The 20,080-nt window shown below is 61.8% G+C and carries 17 protein-coding genes; 12 read left to right on the top strand and 5 right to left on the bottom strand.

What is annotated here, in order from left to right:
* Genes trbF through AAC691_RS09055 form a run of 4 tightly spaced genes read left to right on the top strand, consistent with a single transcriptional unit; the run spans position 1 to position 3,066 of the window.
* Positions 1-681: a conjugal transfer protein TrbF gene (trbF, locus tag AAC691_RS09070; RefSeq protein WP_342629802.1), complete on the top strand. Its 681-nt coding sequence runs from the start codon at positions 1-3 to the stop codon at positions 679-681.
* Positions 681-1,667 (top strand): P-type conjugative transfer protein TrbG, encoded by a 987-nt coding sequence (gene trbG / locus AAC691_RS09065; RefSeq protein ID WP_342629801.1) that lies wholly within the window; start codon positions 681-683, stop codon positions 1,665-1,667. Before trbF ends, trbG begins: the two co-directional genes overlap by 1 nt.
* Positions 1,664-2,824 (top strand): TrbI/VirB10 family protein, encoded by a 1,161-nt coding sequence (locus tag AAC691_RS09060; protein ID WP_342629800.1) that lies wholly within the window; start codon positions 1,664-1,666, stop codon positions 2,822-2,824. Before trbG ends, AAC691_RS09060 begins: the two co-directional genes overlap by 4 nt.
* Positions 2,821-3,066 carry a DUF2274 domain-containing protein gene (locus AAC691_RS09055; protein WP_183009821.1) on the top strand — a complete coding sequence of 82 codons (246 nt, stop codon included), beginning with the start codon at positions 2,821-2,823 and terminating at the stop codon, positions 3,064-3,066. The genes AAC691_RS09060 and AAC691_RS09055 overlap by 4 nt, the downstream gene beginning before the upstream one ends.
* Here the strand turns inward: AAC691_RS09055 and AAC691_RS09050 are convergent.
* Entirely contained in the window at positions 3,038-3,916 is an 879-nt protein-coding gene (locus tag AAC691_RS09050; RefSeq protein WP_183009820.1) for a LysR family transcriptional regulator, read from the bottom strand. The two genes, AAC691_RS09055 and AAC691_RS09050, sit on opposite strands and share 29 nt — an antisense overlap.
* Positions 3,917-4,024: 108 nt before the next feature.
* The gene (locus tag AAC691_RS09045; protein WP_342629799.1) at positions 4,025-5,542 is read right to left on the bottom strand and encodes an efflux transporter outer membrane subunit; all 1,518 of its coding nucleotides are present in this window, start codon (positions 5,540-5,542) and stop codon (positions 4,025-4,027) included.
* Between the two features lie 166 nt (positions 5,543-5,708).
* Between AAC691_RS09045 and AAC691_RS09040 the strand changes: the two genes are divergently transcribed.
* The 4 genes from AAC691_RS09040 (at position 5,709) to AAC691_RS09025 (ending at position 12,099) form a co-directional block, all read left to right on the top strand.
* On the top strand, positions 5,709-6,257 hold the full coding sequence (locus tag AAC691_RS09040) for a TetR/AcrR family transcriptional regulator (RefSeq protein ID WP_259654797.1): 549 nt from the start codon (positions 5,709-5,711) through the stop codon (positions 6,255-6,257).
* Between the two features lie 85 nt (positions 6,258-6,342).
* Entirely contained in the window at positions 6,343-7,443 is a 1,101-nt protein-coding gene (locus tag AAC691_RS09035) for an efflux RND transporter periplasmic adaptor subunit (protein ID WP_183009818.1), read from the top strand.
* Positions 7,440-10,550, top strand: a complete 3,111-nt coding sequence (locus AAC691_RS09030; protein WP_342629798.1) for an efflux RND transporter permease subunit — start codon at positions 7,440-7,442, stop codon at positions 10,548-10,550. Before AAC691_RS09035 ends, AAC691_RS09030 begins: the two co-directional genes overlap by 4 nt.
* 55 nt (positions 10,551-10,605) lie before the next feature.
* A complete protein-coding gene (locus tag AAC691_RS09025) occupies positions 10,606-12,099 on the top strand; it encodes an aldehyde dehydrogenase family protein (RefSeq protein WP_342629797.1) in 1,494 nt (497 codons plus the stop codon).
* Between the two features lie 45 nt (positions 12,100-12,144).
* Here AAC691_RS09025 and AAC691_RS09020 read toward each other — a convergent pair whose 3' ends face one another.
* The gene (locus AAC691_RS09020; protein WP_342629796.1) at positions 12,145-13,572 is read right to left on the bottom strand and encodes an MATE family efflux transporter; all 1,428 of its coding nucleotides are present in this window, start codon (positions 13,570-13,572) and stop codon (positions 12,145-12,147) included.
* A gap of 10 nt (positions 13,573-13,582) precedes the next feature.
* The gene (locus tag AAC691_RS09015; protein ID WP_183009814.1) at positions 13,583-14,362 is read right to left on the bottom strand and encodes an SDR family NAD(P)-dependent oxidoreductase; all 780 of its coding nucleotides are present in this window, start codon (positions 14,360-14,362) and stop codon (positions 13,583-13,585) included.
* Positions 14,363-14,462: 100 nt separating this feature from the next.
* On the opposite strand from AAC691_RS09015, the gene AAC691_RS09010 reads away from it, so the two are divergent.
* Positions 14,463-15,035, top strand: a complete 573-nt coding sequence (locus tag AAC691_RS09010) for a TetR/AcrR family transcriptional regulator (RefSeq protein ID WP_342629795.1) — start codon at positions 14,463-14,465, stop codon at positions 15,033-15,035.
* A gap of 15 nt (positions 15,036-15,050) precedes the next feature.
* Here the strand turns inward: AAC691_RS09010 and AAC691_RS09005 are convergent, their stop codons facing one another.
* Positions 15,051-15,986 (bottom strand): GlxA family transcriptional regulator, encoded by a 936-nt coding sequence (locus AAC691_RS09005; RefSeq protein ID WP_183009812.1) that lies wholly within the window; start codon positions 15,984-15,986, stop codon positions 15,051-15,053.
* A 119-nt stretch (positions 15,987-16,105) separates the two neighbouring features.
* Between AAC691_RS09005 and AAC691_RS09000 the strand changes: the two genes are divergently transcribed.
* The 3 genes from AAC691_RS09000 (at position 16,106) to AAC691_RS08990 (ending at position 20,058) form a co-directional block, all read left to right on the top strand.
* Positions 16,106-16,912 (top strand): SDR family oxidoreductase, encoded by an 807-nt coding sequence (locus tag AAC691_RS09000; protein WP_342629794.1) that lies wholly within the window; start codon positions 16,106-16,108, stop codon positions 16,910-16,912.
* A 293-nt stretch (positions 16,913-17,205) separates the two neighbouring features.
* Positions 17,206-18,192 carry an AraC family transcriptional regulator gene (locus AAC691_RS08995; protein ID WP_342629793.1) on the top strand — a complete coding sequence of 329 codons (987 nt, stop codon included), beginning with the start codon at positions 17,206-17,208 and terminating at the stop codon, positions 18,190-18,192.
* A 375-nt stretch (positions 18,193-18,567) separates the two neighbouring features.
* A complete protein-coding gene (locus AAC691_RS08990) occupies positions 18,568-20,058 on the top strand; it encodes a catalase (RefSeq protein WP_342629792.1) in 1,491 nt (496 codons plus the stop codon).
* Positions 20,059-20,080: the final 22 nt, after the last annotated feature.

Here is a 20,080-nt window from a genome sequence, read left to right as displayed (position 1 = left end):
ATGTTCCGCCGCCCCACCATGCGTTTCGGCAACACACCGGAGCCCGAGACGCCCTATCACAAGGCCGGTCAGGTCTGGGACGACCGCATCGGCTCAGCCCGTGTCCAGGCGCGCAACTGGCGGCTGGCCTTCTTCGGCTGTCTCGCTTTGAGCGGCGGCCTGGGCGCCGGGCTGGTCTGGCAGTCGCTGCGCGGCACCATCACTCCCTGGGTGGTGCAGATCGACCATCTCGGCCAGGCGCAGGCCGTCGGTCCGGCGACCGCTGCCTATCGGCCGACCGATCCGCAGATCGCTTGGTATCTGGCGCGCTTCATCTCCGAGGTGCGCGGCATTCCGGCCGATCCGGTGGTGCTGCGCCAGAACTGGCTCGACGCCTATAACTACGTCACCGATCGCGGCGCTCTGGCCCTGAACGATTATGCCCGCACCAGCGACCCGTTCAGCCGAATCGGCAAGATGCAGGTGGCGGTCGAGATCGCCAGCGTCATCCGCGCCTCCGACGACAGCTTCCGGGTGGAATGGATCGAGCGCCGTTATGTCGACGGTGCGCTGGCCGCCACCGAGCGCTGGAGCGCGATCCTGACCATCGTCGTCACTACCCCCACCGATGCCGAGCGGCTGCGCAAGAACCCGCTCGGCATCTACATCCACGCCCTCAACTGGTCCAGGGAACTCGGCTGATGCGCACCCTCAACACCATCGCGCCGTTCTTGATCCTGCTGGCGCCGCTTGCGGCCTGCTCCTCATGGAAGCCGCCTGCCATCAGATACGACGATACGCCCAGGCCGGCGGTCCTGATGCCCGAGCCGCCCAAGCCGGTGCAGGTGGTGGCGCTGCCAGAGCCTCTGCCGCTGCCGGGACAGCTCAAGCCGATCCCATACCGCCACGCGGCGCCGGAACCGACGGATCCCCATCAGCGGGTCGAGCGCGCCAACAGTGCGGCACGGATCCAGCCGACGCGGGCCGGCTATCTCAATGCGATCCAGGTCTATCCGTTCTCCGAGGGCGCGCTCTATCAGCTCTACGCGGCGCCGGGGGAGATCACCGATATCGCGCTGCAGCCCGGCGAAAAGCTGGTCGGCTCCGGTCCGGTCGCTGCCGGCGATACCGTACGCTGGATTATCGGCGGCACCGAGAGCGGGGCAGGGGCGGGCACGCGGATTCATATCCTGCTCAAGCCGACCCGCCCGGACCTGGCCACCAACCTGGTCATCAATACCAACCGGCGGACCTATCATCTGGAACTGCGCTCCGATGAGTGGACCTATATGGCCTCGGTGTCCTGGGACTATCCGCAGGACCAGATTGTCGCCCTGCGCGGCCAGGATCGTGACGCGGATCTCGCGGCTTCGGTCGTGACCGGTGTCGATCTCGACGCGCTGAATTTCCGCTACCGGGTCGAGGGCGACGAGGCGCCGTGGCGCCCATTGCGGGCATTCGATGACGGGCGGCAGGTCATCATCGAGTTTCCCACTGGCATTGCCCAGGGCGAGATGCCGCCATTGTGGGTGATCGGCCCGCAGGGCGACGGCCAGTTGGTGAACTACCGGGTGCGCGGCAATCGGATGATCGTCGATCGCCTGTTTGCCGCCGCCGAACTGCGGCTGGGGGCGAAGCATCAGCAGGTCGTGCGCATTGTCCGCACCGACGGGACGCGGCGGTCATGAGCGAAAGCGCCGGAAATGGCGGCACCGAAACGCCAGGGGCCGCCGTCAGGCCGCCGGGCGAGATGCGGCTGCGGGCAACCCGGCCGCCGGTCACGCGGCTGTCGCGCAAGGTGATTCTCGGCCTGTCGGTCATCGCCGTGGGCAGCATCGGCGGCGCGCTTTATCTGGCGCTGAAGCCAGTGCCACCGAAGAGCAACGCCGAACTCTACAATACCGGCAGTCGCACCACGCCCGACGGGTTGGCCAATCTGCCGGGAGACTATAGCCATCCGCCGCGCCTCGGACCGCCGTTGCCCGGCGACCTTGGAGGGCCGTTGCTACGGGCGGGTGTGAGCGCGCCCGGTATGGCGACACCGGCGGCACCGGCCGACCCGGAAAAGCAGCGCATCGCCCAGGAGCAGGAAGCGGCGCGGGTCAGCCATCTGTTCACCCAGACACAGATGGGTCGGGATGTTGCGACGCCGGCGGCAGCGGGCGCGACCGCGGCCCAGTCCAGCGGCGCTCCTGCCGATCGCAAGCAGGCATTCCTCGACGGCCCGGTCGATCACCGCACCGTCAGCGCCGAGCGTCTGACGCCGGCTGCCAGCCCTTACGTGCTCCAGGCGGGCTCGATCATACCCGGTGCGCTGATCACCGGTATCCGTTCGGACCTGCCGGGCGAGGTCACCGCCCAGGTGACGGAGAACGTCTATGACTCTCCGACCGGGCATATCCTGCTGATCCCGCAGGGAGCGAAGCTGATCGGCCGCTATGATTCCCAGATCGCCTACGGGCAGACCCGTGTGCTGCTGGTCTGGACCCGGCTGATGCGCGGGACGACTGATTCGATCGTGCTGGAGAACGAACCGGCTGCGGATGCGGCCGGCTACGCCGGGTTGCAGGACCAGACCGACAACCATTGGGGCGAGGTGTTCAAGGCCGCTCTGGTCTCGACCATCCTTAGTGTGGGTTCCGAAGCGGATATTAGCGGCGGTAATGGCATTGCCCAGGCCCTGCGCACCGGCGGCTCGCAAGGCTTCAACCAGATTGGCGAGCAGATCGTCGGACGCTCGCTGAATATCCAGCCCACCAACATCATCCGGCCCGGCTTCCCGGTGCGGGTGATGGTGCATCGTGACCTGGTGCTCACCCCCTATGGACAGGAGGTTTCCCGATGACGAAACTCCGGCTTGGGCCGATCGCGGATGACAAGCCGGTGCGGCTCACCGTGGAACTTCCTGCCGCAGTGCATCGCGATCTGGTCGAATACGGGCGGCTGCTGGCGCGTGAGAGCGGCCAGGCCGAAATCGTGCCGGCAAAGCTGATTGCGCCGATGCTTGCGCGCTTCATGGAAGGTGACAGAGCGTTTTCCAAGGCACGGCGTCCTCGCATCAGCTCTGCCGAACAAGATCGCGGATAAAGGCGACGAAACGCCCCGTAACCGCATCCTGGCGGTTGGCATCCCAGCCAAGGTGAATTTTGAGGTGGGCATCACTCCTCCGAAGCGCCCGGAAAATGACGCCCGGAAAGCCTCGCTCCGCCTGGCTTTTAACGGCGAGTGTCACACCATATCCTGCGCTTACAAGCGCGAATACCGATTGCTTTCCGGCCGGATGCGTTTCGATGGTGACATCCTTGCCCAAAATCTCAGTATAATGGTCCCTTATGCTATAATCGCGTCCCCAATCTTGGACCAGGAATGTTTCATTCCGTACCTCATCACATGTCAGGCTCCTGCGGCGGCCTAACGGGTGCTCGCTTGGTAACGCCAAAACCAGATTTTCGTTGAAAAACGGGAGAGATTCTATGGCATCGGATCGAACGTATGGTGTAAAGAAAATCACGTCCAAACGATTCCGAAACAACGCAGACCGAAGATCTCGTGTTCCCATCTCATGAAAAATTATCCTTATGTCGGGATGTTTTCTCTTCCAAGCCGATAACACAAGCTTGAACCTCCCGCCGACTGGAGGTAGCAGGCTGCCGATCCGAACGACTCCCCGGTGGCCCGTTCCAAGTATCTCGCACAAGGATTTGACCTCATCGAGATCATCGAGCAAAAAGGAAATTCTCTGGAATACCACGCTCCCGGCTGCCGTCAGACGAATCCCGGTGTGGTTTCGCTCCAAGAGGGTGACGCCAAGCTCATCTTCGAGCCTGTCGATGGCACGGGCGAAGGTAGAAACTCTCACGCCACGAATCATGGCTGCCCGTGTCAGACTGCCGGCCTCCACGGCAAGCTTGAAATATTCAAGATCTCCGCTTTGCATGACGCGAGCGAGTGTGGGTCACGATCGCGGCGCCTCGAACAAGCAGGACGATCATCATGCAGAAGAGCAAAGAGCCTATCTTCTGCCACGCCTGCCGGATCAACTCCGTCATGTGGGCCAGCCTCCACCCAGCGCTCTGAATGAACTTACGGCCGCGCGGGCCGCGTTTGCCCGGTTGAGGGCCAGTTGATCCTGCGAGTCCAGAAGTTGCCGATCTGCGTCAAGCACGTCCGTCAAAGGAATGACACCCGCCTGGAAGGATTGCTGGGAAAGATCGCGCGCGCGGGTCAGCGAGGCGACTTCAGTCTGCAGGTCGCCTGTGCGCTGCTCCGTCTGCACTAGGGTCGTGAAAGCATTTTCTACATCTTCGGCCGCATGCAGGACCGTCAGCCGGTAGCGCGCCAGAGCCTCGGCATTGGCGCCCCGTGCCTGCTGCACCTCGGCGTCGATCTTGCCGAAATCGAAGATCCGCCAGCGAATTGCTCCGGATCCCGTCGCCTGAAAACCGGGTGCTGTGAAAAGTTTGTTGGGACTGAGGCTTTGAAAGCCCAGAATTCCGGTGAGTGACAATTTGGGATAGTAATCGCCCAGCGCCTCGCCGATCCGTGCGTTCGATGCCGCCAGACGGCGTTCGGCCGCCAGAATGTCGGGCCGGCGACGCAGCATGTCCGTGGGCTTGTCGCTACCGCCGATGGACGGAACGGCCGGGATGTCGGACGGCCTTCCCAACTCGGCGGCATAGCTGCCGGGCTGCGCGCCCATCAGCACGTCAAGACGATTGAGCTGGGCTTCGAGGGCAATGCGGATCAACGGTACGGTCTGGCGCGCGGATTGCAGCAACGCTTCGGCCTGGGCGAGCTCCCGCTCGTTCGAAATACCCCGCGTGCGTCGCTGGCGAACCAGATCCAGCAGATGGGCGTCCACGGTAATCTGCTGTTCCGCGACGGCCAGCCGTGCCTGGTCTCCCCGGATCTGGAAATAAGCGTCGGCGGCGTCGGCCGCCACGGTGATACGCTCACCCACGCGTTCCACCTGCGCGGCCTCTTCCTCGTCCCGCGCGGCTTCCTGCCCGCGCCTGAGGCCGCCGAACAAATCGATTTCCCAGCTTGCCGCGCCGCTGACGTCATAAGTGCGATAGTCACGGTGGAAACCGGGGACGGTCCGTACGACATGGCCGATCAGCCCCTCCTGCGACAACCGGTTCGCGGAGGCCTGCGGGGCGAAATCCAGCGTCGGCAACAGGCGTGCGGTGGCCGCTTCCGCGGCGCCCTGCGCCTGGCGGACGCGGGCCATGGCGGCCGCGAGATCCAAATTCTGGATCAGCACACGCTGTTCGATGCGCACCAGTTCAGGATCGTGAAATCCCTCCCACCATGCGTCGAGCGACGGTGCCGCCGTGGCGTGCCGGGCGCCGATGGCTGCCGCACTGTGAAAAGGACGGAGACGCACATCCGGCGCCCTGTAATCCGGGCCGACCGCACATGCGGACATCATCATTGCAACGGAGAGCGCGATGGCCGGCTTCAGCAATCCGGTCGTTGCCCGGTGGCGCGGAGGTGCCGTGTTCCGCCTTGTTGCAGGAAGCGTGGGATTCATGGCGTTCGACCTCTGATAAGCCTCGGACATGCGTTGTCCGGCTGTAGTCGAGTGACTGATATACATAACAGTCACTCGTTGTCAATTCGCCGCCTGTATCTTATCTAAGACGTCAAATTCAGCCAGGGGAAACAGGATGCGCGCGCCTCACACTGGACAACGTGGCCCGGTCGATCACGAGCGCCGGGATCAGATCATGACGGCGGCCATCGAGCATTTCGGGCATTACGGATACAAGAAGACCACGATGGCCGATCTGGCCGACGCCATCGGTCTGTCGAAAGCCTATATCTATAAATTCTTTGAATCGAAGAAGGCGATCGGCGAGGCGATCTGCGCGCTCCAGCACGGCAAGATGCGCGCGGATATCGAGGCGATCGTCGAGGACGACAAGCCGGCTTCCGACAGAATGCGCAGGGTTTTCCTTGCTCTGGCGCGCAATACGGTTGCGCTGTTTTCGCACGAACGCAAATTGCACGACATCGTCTATTCGGCGGTGGAGGAGGAGTGGACGTCTGCCAGGAGTTTTGCCGATGCATTGCGTGGTATGGTCGAGCACCTGATCCGCGAAGGCCGCGAGGGCGGCGAGTTCGAGCGCAAGACGCCCGTTGATGAGACCTGTCACGCCATCATGCTGGTCCTGCAGTCGATCTATCATCCCCTCCTGCTCGAACAGCACATGGACACGCTGGACGATGATGCGGCGACGCTGGCCAGTCTCGTCTTGAGAAGCCTCGCGCCGTGAATTTAGCATGGGGCTTTATGTGACCAATTGACAATACGGTCACTCGTGTACAATTTGGGCTTCCAAACCCGTTGGGAGCCCGAACATGGCTGGAACACGCCTATCCCTTTTTGCAGCGGCCGGCATCTGCACCGTTTTCGGGCTGTCGGCCTGCAAGCCCAAAGACGATCCTGATCCGCGCACGGCCGACCGTATCGTGGAGACGGTGCGGATCGAATCCGTAGCGACTGCCGAGCATGTCTACACGGGGGTCGTAGCGGCCCGCGTCCAAAGCGATCTCGGCTTTCGCGTGTCCGGCAAGATCGTCGAACGCCTGGTCGACACGGGACAGACTGTCTCAAAGGGGCAGGTGCTGATGCGCCTGGACCCGACGGATTACCTCCATGCCGTGACGACTCAGGTCGGCAGTGTGGCATCGTTGCATGCCCGTTGGGTCCAGGCTGCGGCGGATGAGCGTCGCTATCGCGGCCTTGTCGCGACCGGTGCCGTGGCGGCCTCGGCCTACGATCAGGTGAAGGCCGCAGCGGACAGCGCCCGCGCGCAACTGGACGCGGCGATCGCGCAGGAGAAGATTGCTCGCAACCAAGACGATTATTCCCTGCTGCGGGCGGATGAAGACGGTGTCGTCGTCCAGACCCTGGCGGAACCGGGGCATGTCGTCGCGGCCGGCCAGACCGTGATCGTGCTGGCACACGCCGGCCCGCGCGAGGCCGCAATCGACCTGCCGGAAGGGGTGCGTCCGATCCTGCATTCCGCGGCGGAAGCTGAACTGTATGACGAGGGTTCCCGTGTGTCCGCGCATCTGCGGCAATTGTCCGACGCCGCCGACCCGCGTACCCGCACGTTCGAGGCCCGTTACGTCATGGACGGGCCAGGCGCGGACGCGCCGCTGGGGGCGACGGTGCGTGTCCACCTGCCTGAAGCCAGCGACGATCCGACCGCGCTCGTCGTGCCGTTGGGCGCCGTCGATGACGAGGGCAAGGGGCCCGGCGTCTGGAGCGTGGATGCTCGCTCATCGAAGGTCAGCTTTCATCCGGTACAGATCGCACATATCGGCGAGGATACGGCGACGATCGCGCGCGGCGCGGATCTTCGCCCGGGCATGCTGATCGCGGCGGCCGGCGGTCACGAGTTGCATGTCGGCGAGCATGTCCAGATCGCCTCGACAAAGGTCGCGATGCAATGAGCGGATTCAACCTGTCCGCCCTTGCGGTGCGCGAGCGTGGGATCACATTGTTCCTGATCGTGGCACTGGCTTTGTCGGGTGCTTATGCGTTTTTCAGCCTCGGGCGTGCCGAGGACCCCGCATTCACCGTCAAAACCCTGACGGCGACCGCTGTCTGGCCAGGCGCCACGGCGCAGGAAATGCAGGATCTGGTGGCCGATCCTCTGGAAAAGCGCGTGCAGGAACTGCAATGGTACGACCGGGTGGAAACATTGACCCGGCCAGGCCTGGCGCTGATGATGGTCACGCTCAAGGACAACACGCCGCCTGCGGCCGTTCCCGAGCAATTCTACCAGACGCGCAAGAAGCTGTACGACACCATGCCCCTTCTGCCGAGGGGCGTGCAGGGACCGTTCGTCAATGACGAGTATTCCGATGTCGATTTCGCGGTCTATGCGTTGGACGGTCATGGATTGCCCGAACGCCTGCTGGTCCGGCAGGCGGAAACGGTGCGGCAGCGCCTGCTGCATGTGCCGGGCGTGCGCAAGGTTGATATTATCGGCGAACGGCCGGAACAGATCTTCGTCAATTTTTCCAATGCCAGACTGCTCACGCTCGGGATCAGCGCCCAGGACGTGTTCGCGGCACTTCAGCGTCAGAATGCGGTGACGGCCGCGGGTTCGATCGATACGCGCGGCCCGCAGGTCTTCGTGCGGCTGGACGGCGCGCTGGACGACCTGGAGAAAATTCGCGACATCCCCATCGCGGCGGGCGGCAGGACTTTCAAGATCTCGGACATCGCGACGGTGGAGCGGGGGTATGAGGACCCACCGACCTACCTTGTCAGGCATGCCGGGGCCCAGACTCTGGTGCTGAACGTCGTGATGCAGGATCACTGGAACGGGCTGAAGCTCGGCCAGTCTCTGGCCGCAGCAGAGAAGACGCTGGGGGCGAGGCTACCCGCCGGCGTCACGCTGACGAAAATCGTTGACCAGGCCGGCATCATTCATGCCGCCGTCGGCGAGTTCATGCTGAAGTTTTTCGTGGCCCTCGCGGTGGTGATGGTCGTCAGCCTGGTAAGCCTGGGCTGGCGGGTCGGCATCGTCGTCGCGGCCGCCGTGCCGCTGACGCTGTCGATCGTCATGGTCATCATGCTGGTGACAGGTCGGGCGCTGGACCGTATCACGCTGGGGGCGCTGATCATCTCGCTGGGCCTTCTGGTCGATGACGCGATCATCGCGATTGAGATGATGGTGGTGAAGCTGGAGGAAGGGTACGAACGCACGAAGGCCGCCGCCTATGCCTGGAGCCACACGGCGGCTCCGATGCTGGCCGGCACGCTGGTCACGATCATCGGTTTCACCCCGGTCGGCTTCGCGCGCTCGACCGCCGGCGAGTATGCCGGCAACATTTTCTGGATCGTCGGCTATGCGCTGCTGACCTCCTGGTTCGTGGCCGTGGTGTTCACGCCCTATCTCGGTGTCAAGCTGCTGCCGGACATCAAGCGGATCGACGGCGCCTACGAACATATCTACGCCACGCCCAATTACCGCCGCTTCCGGCGTCTGGTCGTGTGGGTCGTGCGCCGCAAGTTCATGGTCGCGGGGGCGGTGCTGGCGTTGTTCCTGCTGGCCTTCGTCGGGATGGGTTCTGTCCGGCAGCAATTCTTCCCCAGTTCGGACCGCCCGGAACTGCTGGCCGAGGTGCAGATGCCGGAGGGTACCAGTATCGAAGCCACCACGCGGGTCACGGCCCGTGTGGAGGCCTGGTTGAAGACACAGCCCGAGGCGAGGATCGTCACCAGCTATGTGGGCGCTGGTGCGCCGCGTTTCTTCCTGGCGTACAACCCCGAACTGCCCGACCCTTCCTTCGCGAAGATCGTCGTCCTGACACCGAGTGCCCAGGACCGCGACCGCTTGCGCGATCGCATGCGCCAGGCCGTGGCCCAGGGGATGGCGCCTGATGCCCGGATCCGTGTGACGCAGTTCGTCTTCGGCCCCTACACCCATTTCCCGGTCATGTTCCGTGTCATGGGACCGGATGCGGATCGGGTGCGCGATATCGCGGCCCAGGTCGGCACGATCATGCGGAACAATCCGCATACGCGGCAGGTCAATGCCGATTGGGGTGAGCGCGTACAGACGGCGCATTTCGTGCTGGACCAGGCGCGGCTGCAACTGATCGGACTGTCCTCTCAGGAAGCATCCGAACAGATCCAGTTCCTGCTGCTGGGCGTGCCGGTCACGCAGGTTCGCGAGGACGTCCGGACCGTCGAGCTCGTGGTTCGCAGCGCGGGACCCGATCGTCTGGACCCGGCGAAGCTGGGTGACATGACCATCAGCAACCGCACGGGCCAATTGATACCGCTCAGCCAGATCGGTCATGTCGAGATCCGTGCCGAAGACCCTATCCTGCGTCGGCGCGACCGGATCCCGACGATCACGGTACAGAGCGATATCGACGAAAACCTGCAGCCGCCGCAGGTCACGGCGGAGGTCGATCAGGCTTTGGCGCCCGTCCGCGCGACGCTGCCCCCCGGCTATCGTATTGAGGCCGGCGGCAACGCGGAAGAATCCGGAAAGGCAAACAAGGCCCTGGTGCCGATCTTTCCGGTGATGATCCTGCTGACCCTGATCGTCCTGGTGTTCGAGACCCGGTCCATCTCCGGCATGTTCATGGTGTTCCTGACGGCCCCGCTGGGGCTGATCGGGACCGTGCCGACCCTGCTGATCTTTCATCAGCCGTTCGGCTTCAACGCGATCCTGGGCCTGATCGGCCTATCGGGCATCCTGATGCGCAACACGTTGATCCTGATCGGACAGATCAAGGTCAATCAGGCGGCGGGGCTCGATCCGTTCCATTCGGTGGTCGAGGCGACCGTGCAGCGTGCCCGCCCGGTTATTCTGACGGCCCTGGCGGCCGTGCTGGCTTTCATCCCGCTGACGGAATCGGTGTTCTGGGGCTCGCTGGCCTATACGCTGATCGGCGGCACGGCGGCCGGCACCGGGCTGATCCTGATGTTCCTGCCGGCACTCTATGCGATCTGGTATCGCATAAAGCCGACGAACGAGCCTGACGATGGCGAGCCGGAGGTGGCGAAGGATTTCACGGGGGCTTCCAAAGAGTAAGGAGCGCTTTTAGCGCTCCCTACGTCCCGAAAACAAAGATAAGGACGCGTCGAAGATGCAGCTCGATCGGCTCATCCCGGGCATGTTGATCCCGTTTGGAGGGGATCGTGCCGTCAGCGTACCGGCCGGCTTGGCGAATGAATTTCGGGCCGGCGACATGCTGGTCGTATGCCAGACCGACGGGGCGTTGCTTCATATACCGGCGGATATTCGCAACGCAGTGCGCGACGATATTTCTGCGTCTTCGGTGGCCTTCAAGGCGTTGGCGGCCAGATCGGACATACAGATTGTCGCGTTTTTTGAGGCGTTCGTGGATCTGTTGGAAGATGACGCGGTCTGGTCCAGAATCGTCGAGGCAAACGCGCGTGATGTCGCCAATGCCCGTGCGACCGGCCGATCGACCGGGCGGCTGGCATTAGGGTCTACGGCGCGCGACGGAATGATACGCGGGCTGCGCATCTGGGCCGCGTCCGAAGGGTATCGTCATGCCGATATCGACATACGACAGCATGATGGCTGGACGGTATCCGTCAGCAGGGCACCGGTCGGTGTCGTCGGCTTCATCTTCGAAGGGCGTCCCAATGTCCTCGTGGACGCCACGGGCGTTCTGCGCAACGGTAATACGGCCTTGATCAGGATCGGGCGGGATGCTTCCGAGACCGCGCGATGCATGATGGATCATGCCATCCGACCCGCGTTGTCCCGCAGTGGGTTGCCCGACGACGCCGTCAGGTTGATCGCGCGTCAGGAGCGGGCAGCGGCCTGGGCGATGCTCTCCGACCGGCGATTGGGAGTGGCCGTCGTGCGTGGTTCCGGTCCTGCGGTGGCGCAACTGGGTGAAGTTGCGCGCCAATGCGGCGTGGCGGTCAGTTTGCACGGGACCGGCGGCGCGTGGCTGATCGCCGATGCGCATGCGGACAGAGCGCGCTTCATCTCGGCCGTCGCTGCTTCGCTGGACCGGAAAGTGTGCAACACGCTGAATGTCTGTTGCATCGACAGGGCGCGTGTCGCCGATCTGGTTCCCGCCTTGCTTGAGGGCATGGAACGGGCCGCGTCGCCGATCGGAGGCTTTCGCATCCATGTTCTGGAAGGATCGGAAGATTATCTTCCTGCTTCTCTCTTTTCCACCGTGGTCATAACCACGCGGGAGGGCCGGGTCGTCGATGAGCCGGTCGCGACCATGTTGCCCCATGCGCGCTTGTCGACAGAGTGGGCGTGGGACGAAACGCCTGAAATTTCGTTCGTCGTCGTCGACGGCCTGGAAGAGGCCATCTCTCTGTTTGACCAGGACAGTCCCCGCTTCGTCGCATCCCTGATCAGCGAGGACAGGACTGCGCAGAATCGCTTTTTCGATGCGGTGAACGCGCCATTCGTCGGCAATGGATTTACTCGTTGGGCCGACGGCCACTATGCCCTCGACAAGCCCGAACTCGGGCTGTCGAACTGGGAACAGGGGCGTCCGCTGGGGCGCGGAGCGATCATGTCGGGAGATGATATTTTCTCGGTCCGATACCGAATGGAACAGGACGATATCGATCTGCACCGCTGAGCGTGGCAGTCGCTTCACGGTGGTCTTTATGTGTCAAGCGGTGTCCTATTTCGCGGAAACACGCCACAGGCGACGGGACAGCATCGGCACACCGCAGATTGGGGCAAAAACGATATAGGATGCCGCCACGACCGCTGACAGGCCCACCATTCCGGCGTGGAGGACATGCACGGCAACGATCCCGCCGCCCGCCGCCAGTAGCGTCCGCATAGTATAGGCGAGGAAAGGCCACAGGGCATGGCCTGCGCCCTGGGCGGCGAAGGCAAACACGAATCCCGCCGCCATGAAGCCGTATGTGGGTGCCACCATGGTCAGATAGGTCGTGGCGATTATCGTGACGGGCGCCTGTCCGGTGAACAGGCCACTCCAGAGTGTGGGGGCCAAGGCGACGGCCAGCCCGACGATTTCCGCGAAGGCGCCGCCCACGCTTGCGCCGATCAAGGCAATCCTTCGCGCGCGAGCGGCCTGTCCCGCGCCTACCGCGATCCCGACCATGGTCAGCACGGCCGAGGACAGGCCGAACAGGATCGGGATCATCACGTAATCGAGCCGGGAGGCGATGCCATATCCCGCAATGGCATCGACGCCGAGGCCGCCAACCGCACCGGTCAAGATGATGACGGTCAGATTCGTCTGTACCGTATTCAGCGCCGTGGGGATGCCCACTTTCAGGATATCCGCGAACAGGCGCCATTCGAGGCGTGCCATCCGCAGTTTCAAGCCCGATCGGCCCGAGGCCATGTAGCGTAACAGGACGATCAGCGCGCAGACGTAATAGAGCACGAACGCGAGTCCTGCGCCTCCGACGCCGAGACGCGGGATCGGCCCGAAGCCGAAAATCAGGGCGGGAGAAGCCGGGATCATGATCGCGGCCCCGACCAGGGTCACCAATGCGGGTACCCTTACGTTCCCCGCCCCGCGCAGGGCGGCGGATAGCAGGTTGACGATCCAGATGGCGACGGCGCCGCCGAAAACGGTATTCGAGTATGATAGTGCCGCGCGCAGGGACAGGCCGTTCCCGCCCAAAGCGCCATAGAGCGCTGGACCGCCCCAGAGCAGTCCGGCGGTAAAAACGGTGCCGGCGATCGCGGCCAACACGATGGTATGCAGCACCAGCGCGTCGGCGTCGTGCTGCCGCCCGGCGCCGATCGCCCGCGCGAGCGCCGACGCCACCCCGCTGCCCAGGCCACCGTTCGACATGGTGACCATCAGCATATAGACGGGAAAAACCAGTGCCACGCCAGCCAGCGCCTCGGTCCCCAGGGCACCGACATAGTAGGTTTCGGCCACCCCGACCGCCGTCTGGGCCAGGAGTACGGCGATCGTCGGCAGCGCAAGCCGCATCAATGTTCCGACGATCGGTCCGGTCAGGATGGCGTCGCGAGTCCGCGCCTTGCGATCCGCCACGCGAGGCTCGCTGATCGGGGTGATGTCGACGAGATCGACGATCCTCTCGTTGGTGCTCTCCGACATCGCGGTCGTCTTACGTTTCGGCGCGGAAAATCGGGGCGCCGGCAGGCGCGCCGATCGTGCCGCCATCGACGACGATCTCGGTGCCGGTGACGTGCCGCGCCTCGTCGGAGGCCAGGAACAGCACCGCGTTGGCGATATCCACGGCCTCGCCGAGATGGCCCAGCGGAATACCGCGTGAGTAGACGGCTTCCAGCTTTTCCAGCTCTTCGGGCGTCGCGGCGAATGTCCGCCAGATCGGCGTGCGGGTGGCACCCGGCACCACATTGTTCACCCGGATGCCACGGGGCGCGAATTCCGATGCCAGCACCCGGTTCATCGCGCCGATGCCGCCCTTGCTGGCTGCATAGGCCGAGGCACCTGGAATGCCCAATACCTGGTGTACCGACCCGTTGAGGATGATCGATCCACCCTCCTTCAGGTGAGGCGCGGCCGCTTGCACGGTGAAGAAGACGGCGGTCAGGTTGGTCGCGAGGACCTGTTCGAACTGTGCCCGGCTGGTGGCGCCGACAGGTGTATTGCCGGCGATACCGGCATTGAGGAACAGGATATCGAGCGCGCCGAACCGCTCGATCGTGGCGGCGACCGCACGCTCGGCCGCGCCGTCCTCGGTCAGGTCGGCCTGTATCGCCAGTGCATTCGGCCCCAGCTTCGTTACCGCCGCGTCGAGTGTCTTCTGGTCGCGGCCCGTGATCGCGACGCGGGCCCCTTCCTCAACGAAACGCTCGGCCGTCGCGAGGCCGATGCCACTGTTGCCGCCCGTGATCAGGGCGATCTTGTCACGTAGTCTCACGGTCTGTGTCTCCGATTAGATTACGATCATAATGTCATATTACAATTGTAATGCAATGGGTGCGGCCGTAAATTTCGGGTGGCAGGGACGAGAGGGACGGATGCGCTATCAAAAAGGTCATCGGGAGGAAACGCGTCGGCATATCATCGACGTGGCGGGCCGGCGCTTTCGCCAGGACGGGATCGCGGCGGCCGGTGTTGCCGGGCTGATGGCGGATGCCGGCCTGACCAACGGCGCGTTCTACACACATTTCGAGTCGAAAGAGGATCTCGTTCGCCAGACACTGGACACGATGCGCGCGCATGCCGGCGGTGCCACCGTGCAGGCGATCCGCGACGGCGCGCCGCCCGAAATCTGGTTGCGCCGCTATCTCAGTCCGTCTCATCGCGACAATCCGGGTGGGGGGTGTGTTGCGGCCGCGCTATCGGCCGAAATCGCCCGACATTCGGAAGAAACGCGCGATGCCTTCCGTGCCGCGTGCGAGGAATTCGTCGGGCAGATCGCGGACAGCCTGCCTGCCGGTACGCCAGCGGTGCGGCGGGCGACCGCACAGGCGCTCTATGGGTTGATGATCGGCACGCTGCAACTGGCGCGCGTGATCGGGCCGGGGAATGAGTCCGATGCGATCCTGGAAAACGGCGTCCGGGCCGGGTTGCTGATGATCGGTGGCTAGGGTCGGCGGACGCACCTATGCGTCCGCGAGCTTGCGCCTGATATCCTGCGGCGGCACGCCATAGGCGCGCAGAAAGGCCCTGCGCATCCGGTTGCGGTCGTCGAAGCCGGTTTCACGCGCGATGACTTCAATCGGATGGCGACCCTGTTCCAGCATCAGGCGTGCGGCTTCGATGCGCAGTTGTTCGATCGCCTTGGCAGGTGATTCTCCGGTTTCGGCGCGAAAGAGGCGGCTGAACTGGCGGGGACTGAGATGCGCGGCCTCGGCCAGTTCCTCGACCGACAGATTATTCCGCAGATTGCGTCGGGCATGATCCAGGGCGCTCTGAATCCGGTCCGATTTCGGTTCCAGTGCGAGCAAGGTCGAATGCTGCGACTGGCCACCGGCGCGACGGTGATAGAGCACCAGCTTCTGCGCGACTGATCTTGCGATTTCTCGGCCCAGATCCTTTTCGATCATCGCCAGCGCGAGGTCGATCCCGGCACTCATGCCGGCCGAGGTCCAGATCGTGCCGTCAATCAGGAAGATCCGGTCTTCTTCGACCTTGATTGCCGGAAAACGGATTCGCAATTCAGGAGCCAGAAGCCAGTGGGTGGTCGCGCGCCGGCCGTCGAGCAATCCGGCTTCGGCCAGGACGAAGGCGCCAGTGCAGATCGATGCGAGTCGACGTACGCGTCCGGAGGCAAGTCGAATGTACTCCAGCAGGCCTGGCGACGGATCGGGGATTCCCGTCCCGCCCAGGACGATCAGGGTGTCGAAATGCGTATCGTCCAACGTCGCGCTGTCGACTGAAACGGCGTCTGATCCCCGGATCGTGCCGCCGCTCTCCGATTGGACCGATACTTCGTAGACCGGCGGATCGCTGACGAGATTGGCAACCTCGAATGCCGTCGCAGCGGCGAGACCTATGATCTGGAAGCCCGGGTAGACGATAAACCCGACGTGCTGCATGGCCGCGATCTCCTTTGTCCTGAATTGAAGCATATACGACATTCAGGACAAAAGCCAGCGCGCCTATGGTCCTACCAGACGACGGCATCACGCCTTCGCATCGAAAAGGAACCAAGGCAATGGCAACGCAACATCTGGGAACGGCGCTGGTGACGGGAGCATCGTCGGGGATCGGTGCGCTCTACGCGGACCGGCTGGCCCGACGCGGTTATGACCTGATCCTGGTCGCTCGCAATCGCGCACGGCTCGACGAACTGGCGGCGCGGATCAGCGACGAGACCGGGCGGTCCGTTGAGGTCGTAACCGCCGATCTGGCTCAGGGTGCAGACGTCCGCCGGGTGGCGGACATCCTGAAGACCGATCACAGCATCACCACGCTGGTCAACAATGCCGGCGTCGGCGCGACGGCACCCGCCCTCCAATCCGATATCGACGCGATGGAGGCGATGATCGGGCTGAACGTCGCCGCCCTCACGCGACTCACCTATGCCGCGCTACCGGGTTTTGTGGCGCGTGGACAGGGTCTGATCGTCAACATCTCGTCGATTGGCGCCATTGCGCCGGAAGTCCTGAACGGTGTGTACGGCGGCACCAAGGCCTTCGTGCTGGCGCTGACCCAGTCATTGCACAAGGAACTGGCTGGTACTGGTGTCAACGTCCAGGCGGTTCTGCCGGGTGCCACAGCGACCGAGTTCTGGAACGCAGCGGGGACACCTGTCGAGCACCTGCCGTCCGAGATCGTCATGAAGGCAGCGGACATGGTCGACGCCGCTCTGGCGGGGCTGGACCAGGGCGAGCTGGTGACGATCCCCTCGCTGCCCGATGTCGCGGACTGGGCAGCCTACGAAAATGCCCGCCATGCCCTGATGCCAAACCTCTCGCGTTCGCTTCCGGCCGCTCGCTACACCAACAGCAATCTCGCGTGATCGCCGATCCGGTAAAACTGAAGAATATTGCGATGATCTGACCGATATATAAAATAAGGAGAGTGGTCATGACATATTGTAATTTTGGAATAAAAACAAAATCCATTTTGCTTCTGGCCTCTCTCTCTTCGTTGCTCCTTGCGGCTTGTTCGGACATGAGGCCACGCAATATGGCTGCGGAAGAGGCGGCGTTCGCGTCCACAAACCCCATATCTGAAGCCGTTTACGAACAACGGCACGGGTGGGGAAAGTGAAATACAAAAGCCTAACTATCGAATTTGCATGATTGGGTGATGGCCCTTGGTGTAAATAATATCATACTTGGTTTGCTTTCGGGTCAATGCGCGGGTAAAGGGGTGTCGACGTTGGCATATTCGTCCGTCGAGCAGATATTGAGTGATCGGTTCCAGTTGCCGCACGCGCCGACGATTGAGGCGCGGATTACTTCGTCGGGGCCGGGTATCGCATTATCAAGAATAAGAAATGACAAGCCGAAACTTGGTCACTCAATCATTCCGCCTGAAGAAGAGGCGTTCGTATTCAAGCTGCCTCTCGTTGCGGCTACCTATCCCGATTTACGGTATGGCAGCCGAAAGTTGGTGGCGTCTGGTATTCGGAGACCAGGCCAAGTCTTTCTTCTCGATATGACTGAGCGTCCTGTTATCGGGTTACATAATAAATTTGACCATTTTCGTATCTATGTTTCTGCGCAGACGCTTGACGAACTGTCATATGAACAAGGCGGGCGGCATGTAGGCGGATTGCTGCAACAAGAGTTCGGCAGCTGCGACCCGATCATGTTTCACTTGGCCAAGAGCGTGCTCCCGGCCTTGGAGGCACAACATCCTGTAGCCCAGGCATTCATAGACCACGTTGCTCTTGCTTGCTGCGCGCACATTATGAACAGATACGCCAATTTGTGCGTCGGGAGGCGCCATCGTCATCGGGGATTGGCGGCGTGGCAGATGCTACGCATCAGGAGTTTTGTCGAGGCGGATTTGAGCGCAAATCCTGCGATTGCGGATCTGGCGCTCCAGTGCGGCCTCTCCACTAGTTATTTCTTTGATGCCTTCAAAAAGACTAATGGTATCTCGCCGCATCAATGGATATTGAACGTCCGCATCGAGCGTGCAAAGGCATTGCTGATGAAGGGTGAAAAGAATATATCAGAAATTTCTTTAGAATGTGGCTTCTTCGATCAAAGTCATCTAGCGCGCGTATTTTTGAGACGCGAAAAGTGTAATCCGGGCGAGTGGCGTCGGCGCATGCGTATCCGTTAAAATCATGCGATCGAATAAATATTTTCTTCTGGACGCGTCGCGTCAGGAAAGACAGAAAACCAGAGGTTTGTCCATTTCCCAATAGATTTATCCAAGATCGCATTGGACTTTTTGTTCTAGGTTTTGAAGGTAAGCAACCCATATTCCGTGTTAGCGAGTTCCCTGTGTGGATAATAAAAATATTGGCGCAAAGAATGCGACATAATGGGGTGCCTGCGCTTTTGTAGAGCCACAGGCTAAGCGGCTGGTTTCCAAATCATATTTTAGACTCGACAGTCCCCGCGAGAAGCCTGGGTTGGGGTTCCAGAACGTCATTCGGCATGTGCCATACACCATGCTCCTCGCTTTTCCGAAACCCGTGTTAAGGAGCTTTGTATGTCCGACAAGACGTCCCCGCCTCAGCTTAGTCACGCAACAGGGGCTCCTGTTGTCGACAATCTCAATATCGAGACGGCGGGTCCGCGGGGGCCAGCCTTGCTTCAGGACATATGGCTGATCGAGAAATTGGCGCATTTCGACCGCGAGGTGATTCCCGAGCGACGGATGCACGCAAAGGGCTCCGGCGCGCATGGCACATTCACGGTAACCCACGACATAACGCGTTTCACTAAAGCTCGGATATTCTCGGAACCAGGGAAGCAGACACCGATCTTCATGAGGTTCTCCACTGTTGCTGGCGAGCGCGGAGCGGCGGACGCCGAGCGCGATATTCGTGGATTTGCCGTGAAATTCTATACGGAAGATGGCAACTGGGATGTCGTTGGAAACAATACGCCGGTTTTCTTCTTCCGAGATCCTCTGCGTTTTCCAGATTTGAACCACGCGATCAAACGGGATCCCCGTACTGGTCTCAGAAGTGCCGATAATAACTGGGATTTTTGGACATTGTTGCCGGAGGCTCTCCATCAGGTCACGATCGTTATGAGTGATCGCGGGATTCCCAAGAGTTATCGTCATATGCATGGGTTTGGTAGCCATGCTTTCAGCCTTGTTAGCGCGGAAAATAAGAGGGTCTGGGTCAAATTTCATTTCCGCACCCAACAAGGGGTTGAAAACCTGACCGATGACGAGGCCGAGACGTTAATCGGCAAGGATCGGGAAAGCCACGGGCGTGATCTCTTCGAGTGCATCGAGCTAGGCAAGTTTCCACGCTGGACACTGTTCATCCAGGTAATGGACGACGAACAGGTCGGCAAATATCCATTCAATCCGTTTGATCTTACGAAGGTCTGGCCGAAGGTGGATTTTCCACTGATCGAGGTCGGTTACTTGGAACTCAACCGAAATCCAGAGAATTATTTTGCCGAAGTCGAGCAGGCTGCATTCTCTCCCGCCAACGTTGTGCCGGGTATCGGCTTCTCACCCGACAAGATGCTTCAGGCTCGCTTGTTTTCCTATGGTGATACGCAACGCTACCGGCTTGGGGTCAATTTTAATCAGATCCCCGTGAATGCGCCGAAGTGCCCGTATCATAGTTATCATCGAGATGGCGCTATGCGAATGGATGGCAACCAGGGACGCACCGTGTCCTATTACCCTAATCGTTTCGATGAATGGAATGTGCAGGATGGTCTTCATGAACCGCCGCTTTCGATAGCTGGGGACGCGGCTCATTGGGATCATCGCCTAGATGACGATCACTACAAGCAGCCAGGAGACCTTTTCCGGCTTATGAACAAGGCGCAGCAACTCGTTTTGTGCGAAAATACGGCGCGGCAAATCGTAGGCGCAGCGCGCGCGATTCAAGAGCGCCATATAGAAAATTGCGCGAAAGCCGATCCGGAGTACGGCGCAGGGGTTCACGACGCACTTGCAAGATTGCAAATGGTGCTTGCGGAGGGAGGAGCTTCAGGACTCAGCGTCTAGACGGACCGCAAGGAAAGCCGCC

This window comes from Nguyenibacter vanlangensis, assembly GCF_038719015.1.
Lineage (GTDB): Bacteria > Pseudomonadota > Alphaproteobacteria > Acetobacterales > Acetobacteraceae > Gluconacetobacter > Gluconacetobacter vanlangensis.
Note: the sequence above shows the minus strand (reverse complement) of the source record. Positions and strands in the feature narration are given on the sequence as shown.